Origin of the sequence: Laspinema sp. D2d (assembly GCF_025370755.1) — a bacterium.
Classification (GTDB): domain Bacteria; phylum Cyanobacteriota; class Cyanobacteriia; order Cyanobacteriales; family Laspinemataceae; genus Laspinema.
The window spans coordinates 156,037-172,009 of sequence record NZ_JAMXFC010000006.1; the positions used below are offsets into that span (position 1 = coordinate 156,037).

Sequence of the window (15,973 nt, forward strand, 5' to 3'; positions counted from 1 at the left end):
GTAAAATCATGCCTGATTCATCTAACCCTTCCGTTGAAACTATTCTGCCACAAAATTATATCAGCCAGACGGCAGCGATTGTTCTACTTAGAGAAGTATTACAAGAAGAGTCCATTAATGAAGAAATAAAGCACAGAATTTTGGATCAATTTAGTCGGAATTTAGAAGAATATTCTCACATTAGTGATGGGCTGCAAGATTTATCTCTGACTGTAATTTCAAGCCTGAATAGCGTCAAAATTATAGGACCCCAAGGATTCCAATATAAATTAGGGGAAGTAGCACAGGAATCTTTAGAGCTATTGGAAGGAGAATCAATATTTCAATTACATATTTATCCGTTGAAAGAATGCCCAGATCCAATCGATTGTCCTGTCTTATTACACCCACAAATTATTATTCCGCACTCGGGATCTGATCTAAAAATCGATATTATTATGATGCAAAACTCACAGGAGGTTATGCTGATGGGGGATCCGATTGATGGTCCCCCCTCGCAGGATGTGATTAAGGATTCACCACCGGGGGGTTTTCTGCTGATGGACGTGATTGATGGCCCCCCCTCGCCGGATCCGCTAGATACACCACCTACCCCTACCCCAAAACCATAAACCGTTGCAATTCAAAATAGTTAAAACTGACGAATAATATTGGGTTCTAGGGTTTTGAGGGTTAAGGAAGGAGGAGAGCTTAATCGCCCTCCTTCCCCCCCTTTCTTTACTCCTACGTCAAAATCGCCCCGCCCAATAACTTCTCATACCGTTTATCTAACTCACTTTTTAACACCGGCCATCTCTCCAAGGTCGGGTCTTTTTTAATCACTTTTTCTGCTGCATCTCTAGCTAAAATTAATATCTCTTTATCCTCAACTAAACTCGCTAATACAAAATCTGGGAGTCCTGATTGTCGGGTTCCCATGACTTCCCCGGGGCCGCGCAATCTCATGTCCATTTCGGCGATGAAAAAGCCGTCTTGTGATTGTTCCATGACGTTGAGGCGATCGCGCGCATCGGGAGTGGCTTTGGGATGGGTCATTAAGATACAATAGGATTTATCTGCACCGCGTCCGACTCTTCCTCGCAATTGGTGCAATTGGGATAGTCCAAATCGTTCGGCATTTTCAATTAACATGACGCTGGCATTGGGGACGTCTACTCCTACCTCAACTACGGTGGTTGAGACTAAGATTTGGGTATGTCCATCGCGAAACAGTCCGATCGCCTCTTCTTTTTCTGCTGAGGACATCCTCCCATGTAGCAATCCCACTTGAAATTCTGGGAAAATCACCTCTTGCAGTTTTTGATATTCTTCTATTGCTGATTTTAAATCTAATTTCTCTGATTCTTCAACTAACGGCAACACGACATAAACCTGCCGTCCTTGGACAACTTCCCGGTTGATTAAATCATAGGCATGGGTACGTTCTTTCCCGGATAAAATGGTAGTTTGAATGGCTTGTCTTCCAGGTGGCAATTCATCGATTTGACTGACATCTAAATCTCCATGTAAAGTAAGAGCAAGAGTGCGGGGAATGGGAGTTGCCGTCATGGTTAAAACATGGGGGTCTTCGCCTTTTTGTTGAAGTTTTGCCCGTTGTCCTACTCCAAATCGATGCTGTTCATCGATGACGATTAAGCCGAGTTTGTGGAAGTTTACGGGGTCTTGAATTAAGGCGTGGGTTCCCACTAAAACGGGCAGTTCTCCGGTTTCTAATTGGGGGAGGATTTGTTTACGTTTGGCTGTTTTTGTGGACCCTGTGAGGAGTTCGACGGGAAGATGCAGGAGGTTAAACCAACTGACTAATTTTTTATAATGTTGTTCGGCTAAAACTTCCGTGGGTGCCATGAATGCGGCTTGATATCCGGCTTGAATGGCGGCTAAGATGGCAACGACGGCAACGACGGTTTTACCGGCACCTACATCCCCTTGAACGAGTCGATTCATGGGTTTGGGTTTTTGCAAGTCTTCGAGGATTTCCGCAATGACTCGCTGTTGAGCATGGGTGAGTTTGAAGGGAAGGAGTTTATAAAATTTATTGATGAGTTTGCCTTTGCCGGATAAGACTGCGCCGGTTTGGGTTTCTCGGAGTCCTTGGCGACGGTGGAGGAGTCCGAGTTGCAGGTAGAAGAATTCATCGAAGACGAGGCGGCGGCGGGCTTCGTCGAGGATGTCCCGATCGCGCGGAAAGTGGATTTGAGAAACCGCATCCTGCAATCCCATCAACTGATAGCGCGATCGCAGGCTGTCTGGCAGCGGGTCAACCAATAAACCAACATGGGGTATCACACTCTGTACCCCCTTTCTCACAACATCGGCGGTGATCCCTTCGGTTAAGGGATAAATCGGCACAACTCGTCCGACGTTCAGGGATTCGATGGTGCCGCTTTCATCGAGCACTTCAATTTGGGGATTATCTAGGGATACGCCATATTTACTGGTTTTGACTAACCCCGATGCGGCAACTACGGCACCTGTTGGATACGTTCGCTTTTGAATTTCTTGCCACCCGCGATTGCTTTGGCGTCCGGCAAAAAATCGACTGAGTTTAATTTGCCCGGTACTATCTTTAATCACCAGATTTAAAATGGTTAATTTCGGATTTCGCGGACTGCTAAAGCAATCACAGCGTTTAACCGTACCAATAATGGTGACCGTTTCTCCCGCTTCGAGTTCTTTGATATTCACCTGGCGGGCATAATCAACATGGTCCCGAGGGAAGTTGTAGAGGAGGTCATAGATAGTATAAAGCCCCAATTTGGCTAACTTGTCGGCGTTGCGTGTTCCAATGCCGCTAACTTGACTTAAGGCTTGGTTGAGGGTGACTGGGGTATTGGAACGGCTGGTGTTAGACTGGCTGGCTGAGAGGGTTTCTGCGGGGGAGAGACTGGGCGATCGCATCGCCGATCTGGAGGTGGGTTCGGCTAGTCGGGATGCGTTGGCGGTGCCGTTTTGAGGGAGTGGAGTTTTGGTACAAATTCGTTCCATATCCAGAAGAAACCGGCGGGTATCTGATACCAAAGCTTGTCGCTTTTCTAAGTTCAGTTCTGGATATCGCCCAAATTCTGCGGCTATGCTTTGCCACCGGCGTAGATCTGCCGAGACGAGATTGGCAGGGGAGTCTTTTAAACTAATCTGGAGAAATTCGCTAAAGCGATATTGACTGCCGACAACATCAGTAAATCCCCGTTGTGCTTCGACAGACAAGGCTTTTTGCAATCGACCCCAATCTAGTGATTCTGCGTTCACGGTTTCCCCCCTACCTGATTAGTCTTCAAACCAGCTTGAACGCCATGCAGCTTCTGCTTGGGCGATCGCGCGTTCCCGTTGTTTTTGATGATAGTCTCGTTTGAGTGAATTTAGCCGTCCCGAGAGGGTGCGAATTTGTCCTCGGGATGCACTCAGACGGGAGTCGGCAAACTCCAGATCGGTTAATCTTAAATGAACGGCCATGATATGAACGGGCCCTTTTAGCAAGGAGGCTAAACCGGGCATTTGGGGTAAATCGTCGGTCCCTTGTGCTTCTAGGGTCAGGGTGACTAGATTGGGTGGCCCTCCGATCGCCTCGTTATTGGGCAGTTTTTCCGCAGCTTCTAGCAACATGGCGGGAACGTTTTTGGACCCAATTCCAGCAGCGTGTAGGACCTGGTTGGTGTCATGGGAGACTTGTTGCAAGAGTTTGACAATTCCCGATTCTATCCGATCTTGCCAATTGGATAAATTTTCGGGGTCGGCAATTTCTTCGAGGGGAGTGAGTTCCTCTTCGACTAGGGTAATGTCTTCGGGAGGAGTTCCCTCTTCGGAAAGCCCTTCGACGATGAGGACCACTGGGCTATCTTCAGGATTAGGGTCTTCCACGAGGGCGATCGCCTCCGATTCTGCTTTCTTGACGATGGACCTGAGTTTGGATTGCAGTTGTTGTTTTTGGGGTAAGGATAAGTCCAGAAAATGCTCGGGATATCCTTGGGTGCAAATATGATATCCGGCTAAAATCAGTTGCTGCCGCACCGCTTGTCCCAAGGCCGTTAAATAATGGCTGTAGCTCTTTTGAAATTGTCCGGCGAGGTCTTGTGCGGACTGTTCTAGCTCTGCAATGTCTTGGTCAATCAGTTCGAGGGGTCTTGCCATAGCCTCTAATTTGGATCCGATAGCAATATTAAGGTCTTTTCTAACAATAGCGGCTAGAAAAACAGAAGGCAGGTCATGCTATGGTTTGACCTGCCTCTGCTTCTAGCAGTCTTTTCCACCTCTCGGGAGAAACCCGGAATGAGGGGATACCACCCCCACTCTAAATCGGGTCTATTTTGCGCCGGTTTGCGCGGCTACTTCGTCGGCAAAGTTGGTTTCTTCTTTTTCAATCCCTTCACCCAAAACAAAGCGGGTAAAGCGACGAACCCGAATGTTTTCACCCAATTGGGCGATCACTTGCTTGATGAGTTCGGCGACGGTGATGTTTTGATCGCGAATGTAGGGCTGATCCAACAGGGTCAGTTCTTTCAGTCGCTTATCGATCCGCCCTTGAACGATTTTTTCTTTGATATTATCGGGCTTGTTGCCTAAATCGTCCCGTCCCATTTCGATCGCCGTTTCGCTTTCGACTAAGGTTTGGGGGATGTCTTCTACGCTGACATATTCGACGTTAGGACAGGCGGCAATTTGCATGGCAATATTGCGAACCAAAGCGTGGAATTCTTCACGACGCGCTACGAAGTCGGTTTCGCAGTTGACTTCCACCAGAACACCAATTCGACCCCCGGTGTGAATGTAGCTATCCACGAGTCCCTCGGCTGCCAAGCGTCCGGCTTTTTTCTCCGCCGAGGTAATCCCTTTTTGCCGTAGCCATTCTACGGCTTTATTCATGTCCCCATCATTTTCTTTGAGCGCTTTTTTGCAGTCCATCATGCCTGCGCCGGTTTTTTCGCGCAGTTCTTTGACCACTTTTGCAGATATGTCCGCCATTTTCTCTTCGTTTTTCTCGATTTACACTGTCCCAGAATTCTGGGGTTTCGCCCTCTGCCTTTAGCCTAAGAATAGACGATTGAAGTATCCCTAGAACACTTGATTTTCAGCTTTTTGTGCAACTTCAGCGATAGGAGAGTATTGCGGGTGAATGTTCCGGGTTTACCCTTGATTCTATCGGTGAAGTTGCCGCTTATTTAGTGCAGTTGTTCCAGGCGATCGCCTTTATGCTTCTTCGCTTTCTTCGTCGCCATCGGGTTGATAGGCTTCTTCCCCTTCTTCGTCATACTCGTATTCGCCTTCTACGCCGTCGTAGTCGTACTCTTCGTCTTGACCACTGGAATCAACTTCTCCATGACGGCCTTCGTAGATAGCATCAGCCAGTTTTCCGACGATTAATTTAATCGACCGAATGGCATCATCGTTACCGGGAATCGGAATATCGGTAAAATCGGGGTCGCAGTTGGTATCCAACAGCGAGACGATGGGAATATCCAGTTTCTGGCATTCTTGGACTGCGTTATATTCTCGGCGCTGATCCACGATCACTACGATATCGGGGATCTTTCTCATGTTTTTGATGCCGCCGAGATATTTTTGCAGCTTGCTGAGTTCTCGCCGCAACATGGAGGCTTCTTTTTTGGGACGCCGGTCCATTGCGCCGGTGTCTTCCATGCGTTCTAATTCTTTAAGGCGATCGGCGCGGGTTTTGATCGTCGTCCAGTTGGTCAACATTCCGCCCAACCACCGTTGGTTGACGTAGTAAGCCCCACAGCGAGAGGCTTCTTGAGCAATAATTCCCGCAGCTTGGCGCTTGGTTCCCACAAATAGGACTTTTTCCCCACGCTCTGAGGCGGATCTCATATAATCGTAGGCTTCTTCCATTAACTGGGCGGTCTGCACCAGGTCAATGATATGGACGCCGTTGCGTTCGGTGAAGATATACGGCGACATTTTGGGGTTCCAGCGTCGGGTCTGATGCCCAAAGTGAACCCCTGACTCTAACAGTTGAGCCAGCGAAACTACTCCCATTTTTTTCTCCTGATTCGGGTTAATCCTCCATCCGAGCGGATTTCTAGGTCGCGATCGCGCCTTGGAAACACCCGAAACCCCGGATGTGCGAGATTAGACAACTTTACTAGAATAACACGAAGTGGTTATTTCTAGCGCTTTAATTTTTACCTTTCTGCGGAGTCTATCGCTCGGACTGCTCCCTCATCCCTCTATCTCGCCCTGCCCTTGACTTGGCGCTGGGGTTTCTCCGCTTGGAGGCCCGACCTCAGTCAGGAGTTCCCTCGGTTAGTCTCCTTATATCGGGCGATCGGTTTTGTTGTATTGCTCATCCTGGATTTTCTCGGTTTCTCTATCTATAGATATAGGTGATAAAAATTGGTTTTTGAAACATCCATCAACAGGAATATTTTAATTCAAATTTTGTACCTAGAAAGATAGATTTTCTAATAATTTCTATCATAAATTGGAAAAAGCTTGTTAAGAAGCGAAGAGATTAATTCCCTACTTGCTAACCAATTCTTTACCGAAAATTTACAGTTAATTCAGTAATTGTACTGACATAAACTCCTTTATATATCTTGATTTCAGCTTGTTTTAAGTATAAAAACTTACTCCATAAAATGATGTTGATTTTGTAAAGTTCAGTAGAAACACTGGGCAGATGAATCGGTAGATTTTAAAATTTTCCCATGACGATGCAACTTCGTTGTTAACTCCAGACCATTGGTGTCTTTTCATTGAAAGAGTAACACAGGAGATCATGCCTCGTTGGGGGAGTTGTCTTTAAATAATGTTGTTTTCTGCTTGTAAAAGCTAACACCTATTTCTAACTTCAGGGAAAAAATCATGAGAGGAAATCTTTTAACCCAATCCACTTTAGCAATCACTGGGGCAGTCTTCAGTTTAGGCGCAGTCGCCATTAATCCCGCCAATGCCGCCCGCATTACTTATGATTTCTCAGTCCCTATTTACAATCGCAACGACGTTTTTAGCAGAGATATGACCCCCTTACCAGGACGGTTCAGCTATGATGATGCAACACAAATTACAACGGTTTATGAATATGAAGGAGAAGGTACTCCACAATGGGGGATATGGAGGTATGAATATCACGTATATGAGGTAGATTTTATAGAGTTTCCTTTCCTAGATCGAGTTTACACCCAAGCCGATGCCCTCTCACCGATTTCATTGCGGATTGAGTATGCAGATGAGCGGGAAATTGGCAAATTTTTAAGTTGGGAAACAGAGGACTTTAGCTTTATACGCAGAAGTTATAGAAGCGAAGATCTTTGGACGGAGTTTGACAGCAAAGCACCCAATATCTACTCTTCTCGGGCCATTGATTTTTACCGAGTCCAAGAAGAACCGACATCCGTTCCTGAACCCAGCATCCTCGCTGCCTTATCCGTTGTAGGTCTCGCGGGACTCTTGCGGAAAAAGCGGGTAAAAGCTCAATTGGTTGATTAAAACTAAGTTTTTTTGACAGGCGTTTCAATTAGCGTTTTGCCCATTGAATTCTTGAAACATTATTTACTAATTCCTGGAGGACAATATGAGTTTAAATCTTTTCACCCGATCCACTTTGGCTATCACTGGGGTAGTCTTCAGTTTAGGCGCAGTCGCGATTAATCCCGCCCATGCTGCCCGCATTACTTATGATTTCTCTGGGTACTTCTCTGGTCCTGATAACTCTGGCCCACTAACAGGGCGGTTCAGTTATGATGAAGCAACGGAAGTTAAAACTATTCTCCATGACTATACTAAGCTCTTTGAGGAGAGTGAAGGCCGAATTCACCCACCGTGGGGGGGGTTGATTTCTCATGCTAAAAGATACAAGATTGATGTTATAGAATTTTCCTTCATTGACCAAGTTTATACCCAAGCGGATGCCCTAAGAGAGATTTATTTTTCGATATTTTATGACAGTGACTTTGAAGTTACCTATGACTACGAAGTTGGAGAAATTTTATCTTGGGAAACCGATGACTTTCGATTTAGCGGCAGAGGCTATAGAGAATGGGTTTGGACTGTATTTGAAAGCCCAAAACCCAATTTCTTTGATTATTTCCATAGTGATGGATCTGTGCAGTTTTACCGAGTCCAAGAAGAACCGACATCCGTTCCTGAACCCAGCATCCTCGCTGCCTTATCCGTTGTAGGTCTCGCGGGACTCTTGCGGAAAAAGCGGGTAAAAGCTCAATTGCCTGATTAAAACTCAGTTTTTTAGGGGAAGGCAACTGGTTTTGGATGACAACAGTTTAATTCACTTATATCCAATGGCTGTACCTCCCCTTAACTAATTCACTAATTTAAGGAGAGAATAATGAGTTTAAATCTTTGGACCCGATCCACTTTGGCTATCACTGGAACACTCTTCAGTTTGGGTACAGTCGCCCTTAATCCCGCCAATGCCGCCCGCATTACTTATGATTTCTCAGTCCCGACCTACGGTTCTGACGGATATAGCTCCTTAACAGGACGGTTGAGTTATGACGAGGCAACAGAAAATGGATGGGTTTATGAATATGAGGGGGAAGATTTTCCACCGTGGGGGGTATGGAGGTATGAAAGTCAACAATATCAGGTAGATTTTATAGAGTTTTCTTTTCTGGATCGCGTTTATACAAAAGCGGATGCCCTATCATCGATTTTATTTCGGATAGATTATGCGAGTCATGGGGAACTTGGCAAAACGTTATCTTGGGAAACAGAGGATTTTAGTTTTGTGGGCGGAAGTTATAGAATGGAAGCGATTTGGACAGAATTTCACGGCAAAAAAACCAATTTCTCTGATTCTTGGACTGTTGATTTTTCCCGAGTCCAAGCAGAACCGACTCCAGTTCCAGAACCGAGTATTTTAGGTGCTTTCTCGGTACTAGGTCTCGCCGGACTATTGCGGAAAAAGCGGGTGAAGGCAATGGAATAATTGGGGACATTTAAAAGAGCCGATCGCCTCTTAACTCCCTTACTCTTTCCCCTCTCCATTCGCCGCTGCATAAACCGCTTTAACGTTGTACCAATTTAAGAATATTCGGGCAACTTCTAAGGCAACCTGCGATTTTCCTTGGTTGATTAACCATTGCAAAAATCCAGCCATTGTCCGTTCATTTAATCTCCCGCCCAGGGACAGGATTCCCCACAAAACTCGATGCAATCCAGTCATCTGAATCATCATCCGTACTTCCCAAGTCGGATGTTTTTTGTAGAAAATAACTCCCATTTTTCCTCGTTCAATTTCTCTGTTAATTGCCTGAGGTAAATCCTCCAAGGTAAAAGGCGGATGCCAATGATATCCGGCAGCTTGGGGACATTTTATCAATTTTAAGCCTAATTTTTTTAGGCGAACTCCCAATTCTAAATCTTCCCACCCATACAAGGAAAAGGAAGGGTCAAATCCTCCCGCTTGTTCCAACCATTTTCGAGCGATCGCCACATTGCCTGTCGCAAAATAAGCAGCAGAAAAATCGGTGATTTTATACGGTTCTGCCGTCGGATTCTCAAAATTGCAGGTATTAATCACATGACCATAAGTAAACAGGCGATCGCTTTTTATTTTCTCCTCTCCCTCCATCAACCCATCGGCATGAGCTTCGATGAAATTCTCAGTCACTACTAAATCACTATCGATAAAAATAATGATTTCCCCTTGGGCAGCTTCTATCCCTCGGTTTCTCGCCGTTGCCGGTCCTTGATGCACTTGTTCCAAGCAACGAACATGAGGAAAGTCTTCCCGATTTGCGGCTAACCATTCTAAGGTTCCATCGGTTGAACCATCATCGATGACGATGACTTCATAGCCGCTAATTTGACTGGGGGTTCTGAATTTTTGTCCTTCTAATGCTCTAAGGCATTTCTCTAAAATCGGTCGGCGATTATAGGTTGGAATAATGATGCTAAAAAACACGGGTTCCCCTCAACTGCAAGTCTCGACTTTCGCGATCGCTGCGATGTGCCAATCTCCTCTATTTTAGAGGCTTTCCTTGTCCCTGGAAAGGGTGGTCCCTAGTTGGAGGGTTCCCATTATCATAGTTGGGGACATTTGTCAAGGGCGGTATTTGGAAGGGTTGGAAAATTTGTGCAAGACGAGTGATAGTAGGGAGTGGAATTTTTGCGTTTACCAAGGATTCGATAACGATTTTTCAAAGGTTTTGACTGTTGCGAAAGGTGTCTTCCTGAAATTAGACACAGTAAGCCCTTGGTTTACGCCTCTGATTATAGCCTATAACCCTTGTCACTGCGTTAAGGGATTGGGGCAATTTTTAGGGAAATTTAGGGTTTTTGATTTAAAGATTTAATGGGTTTTCAGAAATTTACTGAATTTGTCTAATCTTTCGGTAGATGATGGCTAGTTCTTGAATTGCAATTCTGAGATTTGCGATTGTATGTTAACAACAGCATTAAGAGTTAGAAGTTTCTCGGGTGTATTTAGGCAATTTGTCTAATCTTTCAGCAGATTAGGGGTAGTCCTTAAGTTGCAGCTTTGAGATTTGCGATTGTATGTTAACAACAGCATTAAGATTTGAAAATTCCCTGTGGGATTGATGTTTGAGGAAACGACTGAAGTTGTTACTACGAACTAAGAGGAATAACGACTGACGTTGTTAGGGTGTGGCGCTGCTATTGGATGCCATTGTGATGGAGGAGGCGAAGGAATCCTAAACCGGAGAGGGCAGCGATCGCCAGCCAGGTGATGGTTAAACCGATGACTTCCGTAAAAAATAGGCCGGTGTTAGAACGGAGGATGCCGCCGATGACCCATCCGGAGGGTAAGGCGAGTGCCCAACTGAGGGAGGAGATGGGTAACCACCAGGCGGCGTTGGGGAAGTAGCGATTTAGGACAAACCATTGGCCTAAGCCTAGGACAATGCCGACGATCGCGCCATCGATGAAGCCATAGAGGAGGCGGAGGGTGAGGAGTTCGGTGCGGGGTGCGATCCAACCTAGGGCACCGAGACTGCTACTGCCAATTAGGACCCAAGCGGTGATAGTGGCAATCATCCACCAGGATATGTGGGAGAGGCGTTGCCGGAGGACAAACCATTGGGCGATCGCAATGAAACTGCTACCAACTGCCCCCGAAATTCCCCCGAGATGAGGTCTGACGCCGATTTCTACAAACAGCAAACTGACTAGAAAACCTAGCCCTGTAGCTAACACCCATTGCACCCAAAAACTCCATCCAAACCGGATAGAACTTTCGGGAGTTGGAGGAACTTTCAGTTGTTGAGGGATCCGGAGATAGGGCGTCATGAATTGAAACCGGGAACACTTAAGGGATGGGTTGAGAAAAGAGGTCCCGGAATACTTTTCGACGTTCTGGGGGTGACTCTGGGGTGAGATAACTCCAGAGGGTTTCCCAATAAAAAAAGGATACCCCATTTAAGCGGCGATCGCGCACTACTTGGACCTGTTCTTGAATTTGTTTGATGGGAACTGAACGGACCAACGTGCCGGTGAGGATGCCGATACCAACGGGAATTTTCTGTTGTGCTGCTTGGATTGCCGGTTGGGCTAACTCAGATTTAAACACGTTTAAATCATTGCGATAGACCTGAACGAGCAGTTCATCCACCCAACCGCGTTTTACCCAGGTTCCCCAATCTTGGAGATATTTACGATAGGCAAAGTCTTGGGAGTTAGGAGATAGGGAGACGATGCAATCAGGATTGACGGATTTAATGGCTTGATACAGGGTTTCCATAAAGGCGGAAATTTTATCTGCACGCCAGCGCATCCATTCGGGATCGTAGGGGTTATCCGGTGGGGGTGAACCTTGATGTTCTTGGCGATACAATTCCACAGTAAAACTATCATAACCCGATTCTACAGGCATTCCAAAATGGTCATCGAGTTGGATACCATCAATATTGTAGTGACTGACTAATTCGACAATTAGTTCGAGGATAAAGTCTTGGACATCAGGATGTAAGGGGTTTAGCCAAACATTTTGAGGGACGAAAAATTGTTGCCAGTTTTGTCTTGAAGCGGGAGGGTTGGGAATATCAGCGGGATTAAGTTCATCGGGGATTTCGGTTTCAGTTGGTTCACCTTGTTGGGTGGCACTCAGCCATTGAGGATGCAATTTAGCTAAGTTAGAGTTGCGGGGGGTCATGAATCCATATTCAAACCAAGGAATAATTCGGATGTCATGGCGATCGCCTAATTTAATCATTTCATCTAAAACATCTGCACCTAAATGAAACAGGCGCAAGAAAGGTGCTTGAGACCGTCCAGTTTCTCGTTTAGCAACAGCACTTTGATAAAAGGTGTTGCCGCGATTCCAGACGACTGGGTAAAGGGTATTAAAATTTTGTTCCGCAAGTTGATGCATGGCGAGATGCACTCCCCAGGGAGTAAAAAGTACCCCACTGGCAACATTCGTTAACCACACGCCTCTAATTTCTGTAGAGGCAGGAGTTTGGGGTTTGGTTGCTTCTAAGGATAAGGAAGGAAATAGGAACCAGGTAATTAGTACACCTAGTATTACTCCGTATGCCCATCGGATCCAAGTTTGTTCGCGCATCAATCTCAAGGATACCCGATTTTAGATTAGCCAACGGGTAATGATATCATAAAATGAACATTTTCTCGATTAATCTGAAAATTTAGGGATTTTGGGACAATATTTTATGAGTCTCGGGGTAGCGGTAATTTTAGATGGGTTGGGATAGCTTATTTCTTATTTGAGTAGGTGAGGGGTTAGAAGGAGACAGATCTTCCGATAGGGAATTCCCACCGCAGAGGGAGGTAACGAGGATGGAAGTTTGAGTATTTTGGGGCGTTAAGTTTGAGGATTGTCCTCTTTTTTGGGTTGCGATCGCACCGGGACGGGGGAAATAGCCGGTTCTGAAAATAGGGCTTGAAAACTGTTGCGCCGCTCTTCTGAAGATTCCGATGCCACCTTTCCCCACAGACTTTCCCAATAGAAAAAGGCGAATCCTGCAAATTGGCGATCGCGCGCAACTTTGACCCGATCTTCTATCTCTGCAAAGGAAATCGGACGTTTCATGGTTCCCGTTAAAATCCCCACCCCCACCCGCGTTAAATTCCGGGCATACGAAACTGTGGAAATATCTAATTCGGTCTGAAATCGACTCAATTCTGAATGATAGACTTGTAAAAATAACTCATCAATCCATCCTGATTCCACCCAGGTTAACCAATCTTGCAAATAGTGGTTATAGGCAAAACTTTGAGAATTGGCTGCCAAGGAAATCGCACAATCTGGATTAACAAATTGCACCGCTTGATAAATGCGTTCCATAAAATCATTAATCTTATTCGCCCGCCAGCGGACCCATTCATAATTATAAGGATTACTTGGCGGAGAGTCTCCCCAATGTTCTGATTGATAGAGGGCGATAGTATAAGGGTCATATCCTAACTCAACCGGCAAGCCAAAATTGTCATCAAATTGAATCGCATCAATGGGATAATTAGCTACTACTTCCACAATTAAGCGCAGGAGAAAATTTTGCACCTCGGGATGGAGGGGATTTAACCAAACCTGCTGAATCGTTAAGGGATTTTCAACAAAAATTGGGGCTAATTCTTCCTCTCGCAGATTCTGACTGTTATCTTGATGTCGAGTTACCCAGCTTGGATGCCGTTTAACTAATTCTGAGTTGGCGGGTGCCATGAACCCATACTCAAACCAGGGAACCACCCGCAACCCCAAAGACTGCCCATCAGCGATAATTTCTCCGAGAACGTCGTTACTGCCCTGCATCAGGGAGAGTAACCAATCCTGCGATCGCCCCGTCACCTGTTTGGAGGCTACACTAGGATAAAAAGTCTGTCCTCGATTCCAAACCACGGGATAAACTGTATTAAAATTAAGGTCGGAGAGTTCCTGCAAGGCGTGATGAACGGCCCCAGGCACAAACAAGACATCACTCCCTACATTCGTCAACCAGACCCCCCGAATTTCTTCCCGCGTTGGAGTTTGGGATGTAGCCATATTGGGGATAAAACCAATCGACCAGGCGATCGCCATCAGTAAACCCAAGACGACATTTAAGCATCTGCGAACTTTGCGGTTCATTTCGTAGCCACACTTAACCGTTGATCTGGACCTACCCTGCCAAACTTTATGAAAACACCCATCTAACTGCGATCTCTAGTCGTTAATTTTTGTTAAGATTAACCCAACACAGCCCACACCGGACGGATAGTGCGGCCCCCAGATGCCCCGATCGCGTCTGTTTTTTCCGGAATCCGTCGCTGAACTTGCCTTTGTTCCCTCTGCCTTGGAGATATTGGATGCTACGACTCGAACATATTAGTAAAATTTACCCGACTGGCGAAGTTCTCAAAGATATTAACTGGGAAGTCAAACCGGGCGATCGCATTGGTTTAGTCGGCGTCAACGGGGCCGGAAAATCTACCCAACTCAAAATCGTTGCTGGGGAAATTGAACCCACTGCCGGAGAAATTATCCGTCCGTCCAACCTCCATATCGCCTACCTCACCCAAGAATTCGAGGTAGACCCCACCCGGACAGTCCGGGAAGAATTTTGGACAGTCTTTACCGAAGCAAACCAAGTCCAGCATGACTTGTTGCACGTCCAACACGCAATGGAAACCGCTTCCGAGGCAGAACTGGACAAACTCATCCACAAACTGGATAAACTGCACCGCCAATTTGACGCCTTAGATGGTTATACCTTAGAAGCGCAAATCGAGAAAATCCTGCCCGAAATGGGATTTCTCCAGGAAGATGGCGATCGCCTCGTCAGCGCCTTCAGTGGCGGCTGGCAAATGCGGATGAGTTTAGGGAAAATTTTGTTACAAAGTCCTGACTTATTGCTGCTGGATGAACCGACAAACCATTTGGACCTAGAAACCATCGAATGGTTGGAAACCTACCTCAAGGGATTAATCACCCCAATGGTCATCGTTTCCCATGACCGGGAATTCCTCGATCGCCTCTGCACCCAAATCGTCGAAACCGAACGAGGCGTCTCCAGCACCTACCTCGGCAACTATTCCTCGTATTTAGAGCAAAAAGCCTTCAACCGCGAAGCACAAATGAGCGCCTACGAACGCCAACAGAAAGAACTAGAAAAACAACAAGTCTTCGTTGAGCGATTCCGTGCGAGTGCCACCCGCAGTACCCAAGCGAAAAGCCGGGAAAAACAACTCGAAAAAATCGAACGCATCGAAGCACCCGAAGGTACATTAAAAACCCTCCGCTTCCAATTTCCCCCCGCCCCTCGCAGTGGACGAGAAGTCGTAGACATCAAAAACTTGGTTCATACCTACGACGACAAAATCCTATTTTTAGGTACTGATTTGTTTGTCGAACGAGGCGATCGCATCGCCTTTTTAGGACCCAACGGGTGCGGCAAATCCACCCTCCTGCGCATGATTATGGGCATGGAAACAGCCAAAGAAGGTAGCATCCAACTCGGACAACATAACGTTATTCCCGGCTATTTTGAACAAAATCAAGCCGAAGCTTTAGAACTAACTAAAAGCGTCATGGACACCATTCATGACGAAGTACCCGAGTGGAAAAACGAAGAAGTTCGCACCTTACTCGGACGATTTCTCTTCAGTGGAGACACCGTATTCAAACCCGTAGAAGCCCTCAGTGGGGGAGAAAAAGCCCGTTTAGCCTTAGCAAAAATGCTCCTACGTCCTGCCAACTTGCTACTCCTAGACGAACCGACAAACCATCTGGACATCCCTGCTAAAGAGATGCTAGAAGAAGCCCTCCAAAACTACGATGGCACGGTAATCATCGTCTCCCACGACCGTTATTTTATCTCCAAAGTCGCCAATAAAATCGTCGAAATCCGTGACGGTGAATTCCGACCCTACCTCGGCGACTATCACTACTATCTCGATAAAATAGCCGAAGAAAAAGAGCAGGAACGTCAAGCAAAAATAGCCGCTGAAAAAGCCGCTAAAAAATCAGCAAAACAATCCAAAGCTACTGCGAAAGGGAAGTAGTATTTATCGGCCCCACCCGCACCCATGCATGGTGGGGCTACAC

The 15,973-nt window shown here is 46.2% G+C and carries 13 protein-coding genes; 5 read left to right on the forward strand and 8 right to left on the reverse strand.

The window, feature by feature from the left end; all coding sequences use genetic code 11:
• Nucleotides 1-8: 8 nt before the first annotated feature.
• Complete coding sequence (locus NG796_RS06390) at nt 9-611, forward strand: hypothetical protein (RefSeq protein WP_261205066.1); 603 nt, start codon at nt 9-11, stop codon at nt 609-611.
• Between the two features lie 112 nt (nt 612-723).
• Here the strand turns inward: NG796_RS06390 and recG are convergent, their stop codons facing one another.
• From recG to rpsB, 4 genes are all read right to left on the reverse strand, one after another.
• Nucleotides 724-3,246: an ATP-dependent DNA helicase RecG gene (gene recG, locus NG796_RS06395; protein ID WP_261205067.1), complete on the reverse strand. Its 2,523-nt coding sequence runs from the start codon at nt 3,244-3,246 to the stop codon at nt 724-726.
• Nucleotides 3,247-3,264: 18 nt separating this feature from the next.
• Complete coding sequence (locus tag NG796_RS06400) at nt 3,265-4,125, reverse strand: hypothetical protein (protein WP_261205068.1); 861 nt, start codon at nt 4,123-4,125, stop codon at nt 3,265-3,267.
• Between the two features lie 171 nt (nt 4,126-4,296).
• Nucleotides 4,297-4,956: a translation elongation factor Ts gene (gene tsf, locus NG796_RS06405; protein WP_261205069.1), complete on the reverse strand. Its 660-nt coding sequence runs from the start codon at nt 4,954-4,956 to the stop codon at nt 4,297-4,299.
• Nucleotides 4,957-5,181: 225 nt separating this feature from the next.
• Nucleotides 5,182-5,988 (reverse strand): 30S ribosomal protein S2, encoded by an 807-nt coding sequence (gene rpsB, locus NG796_RS06410; protein ID WP_261205070.1) that lies wholly within the window; start codon nt 5,986-5,988, stop codon nt 5,182-5,184.
• An 828-nt stretch (nt 5,989-6,816) separates the two neighbouring features.
• Here rpsB and NG796_RS06415 point away from each other — a divergent pair.
• The 3 genes from NG796_RS06415 (at nt 6,817) to NG796_RS06425 (ending at nt 8,899) form a co-directional block, all read left to right on the forward strand.
• Nucleotides 6,817-7,440 carry a PEP-CTERM sorting domain-containing protein gene (locus NG796_RS06415; protein WP_261205071.1) on the forward strand — a complete coding sequence of 208 codons (624 nt, stop codon included), beginning with the start codon at nt 6,817-6,819 and terminating at the stop codon, nt 7,438-7,440.
• A gap of 85 nt (nt 7,441-7,525) precedes the next feature.
• Nucleotides 7,526-8,185, forward strand: coding sequence for a PEP-CTERM sorting domain-containing protein (locus NG796_RS06420; RefSeq protein ID WP_261205072.1), 660 nt, complete (start codon nt 7,526-7,528; stop codon nt 8,183-8,185).
• A gap of 111 nt (nt 8,186-8,296) precedes the next feature.
• Nucleotides 8,297-8,899, forward strand: a complete 603-nt coding sequence (locus tag NG796_RS06425; RefSeq protein WP_261205073.1) for a PEP-CTERM sorting domain-containing protein — start codon at nt 8,297-8,299, stop codon at nt 8,897-8,899.
• A gap of 39 nt (nt 8,900-8,938) precedes the next feature.
• Here NG796_RS06425 and NG796_RS06430 read toward each other — a convergent pair whose 3' ends face one another.
• From NG796_RS06430 to NG796_RS06445, 4 genes are all read right to left on the reverse strand, one after another.
• Complete coding sequence (locus NG796_RS06430) at nt 8,939-9,877, reverse strand: glycosyltransferase family 2 protein (protein WP_261205074.1); 939 nt, start codon at nt 9,875-9,877, stop codon at nt 8,939-8,941.
• 713 nt (nt 9,878-10,590) lie between these two features.
• Complete coding sequence (locus NG796_RS06435; RefSeq protein WP_261205075.1) at nt 10,591-11,223, reverse strand: hypothetical protein; 633 nt, start codon at nt 11,221-11,223, stop codon at nt 10,591-10,593.
• 19 nt (nt 11,224-11,242) lie between these two features.
• Nucleotides 11,243-12,496: a glycoside hydrolase family 10 protein gene (locus tag NG796_RS06440; protein ID WP_261205076.1), complete on the reverse strand. Its 1,254-nt coding sequence runs from the start codon at nt 12,494-12,496 to the stop codon at nt 11,243-11,245.
• Between the two features lie 258 nt (nt 12,497-12,754).
• Entirely contained in the window at nt 12,755-14,017 is a 1,263-nt protein-coding gene (locus NG796_RS06445) for a glycoside hydrolase family 10 protein (RefSeq protein ID WP_261205077.1), read from the reverse strand.
• Between the two features lie 218 nt (nt 14,018-14,235).
• On the opposite strand from NG796_RS06445, the gene NG796_RS06450 reads away from it, so the two are divergent.
• Nucleotides 14,236-15,930 (forward strand): ABC-F family ATP-binding cassette domain-containing protein, encoded by a 1,695-nt coding sequence (locus tag NG796_RS06450; protein ID WP_261205078.1) that lies wholly within the window; start codon nt 14,236-14,238, stop codon nt 15,928-15,930.
• Nucleotides 15,931-15,973: the final 43 nt, after the last annotated feature.

Coding starts and splice junctions, on each gene's coding strand:
- NG796_RS06390 (WP_261205066.1), top strand. CDS start 9: ATGCCTGATTCATCTAACCCTTCCGTTGAAACTATTCTGCCACAAAAT.
- NG796_RS06400 (WP_261205068.1), bottom strand. CDS start 4,125: ATGGCAAGACCCCTCGAACTGATTGACCAAGACATTGCAGAGCTAGAA.
- tsf (WP_261205069.1), bottom strand. CDS start 4,956: ATGGCGGACATATCTGCAAAAGTGGTCAAAGAACTGCGCGAAAAAACC.
- rpsB (WP_261205070.1), bottom strand. CDS start 5,988: ATGGGAGTAGTTTCGCTGGCTCAACTGTTAGAGTCAGGGGTTCACTTT.
- NG796_RS06415 (WP_261205071.1), top strand. CDS start 6,817: ATGAGAGGAAATCTTTTAACCCAATCCACTTTAGCAATCACTGGGGCA.
- NG796_RS06420 (WP_261205072.1), top strand. CDS start 7,526: ATGAGTTTAAATCTTTTCACCCGATCCACTTTGGCTATCACTGGGGTA.
- NG796_RS06425 (WP_261205073.1), top strand. CDS start 8,297: ATGAGTTTAAATCTTTGGACCCGATCCACTTTGGCTATCACTGGAACA.
- NG796_RS06435 (WP_261205075.1), bottom strand. CDS start 11,223: ATGACGCCCTATCTCCGGATCCCTCAACAACTGAAAGTTCCTCCAACT.
- NG796_RS06440 (WP_261205076.1), bottom strand. CDS start 12,496: ATGCGCGAACAAACTTGGATCCGATGGGCATACGGAGTAATACTAGGT.
- NG796_RS06445 (WP_261205077.1), bottom strand. CDS start 14,017: ATGAACCGCAAAGTTCGCAGATGCTTAAATGTCGTCTTGGGTTTACTG.
- NG796_RS06450 (WP_261205078.1), top strand. CDS start 14,236: ATGCTACGACTCGAACATATTAGTAAAATTTACCCGACTGGCGAAGTT.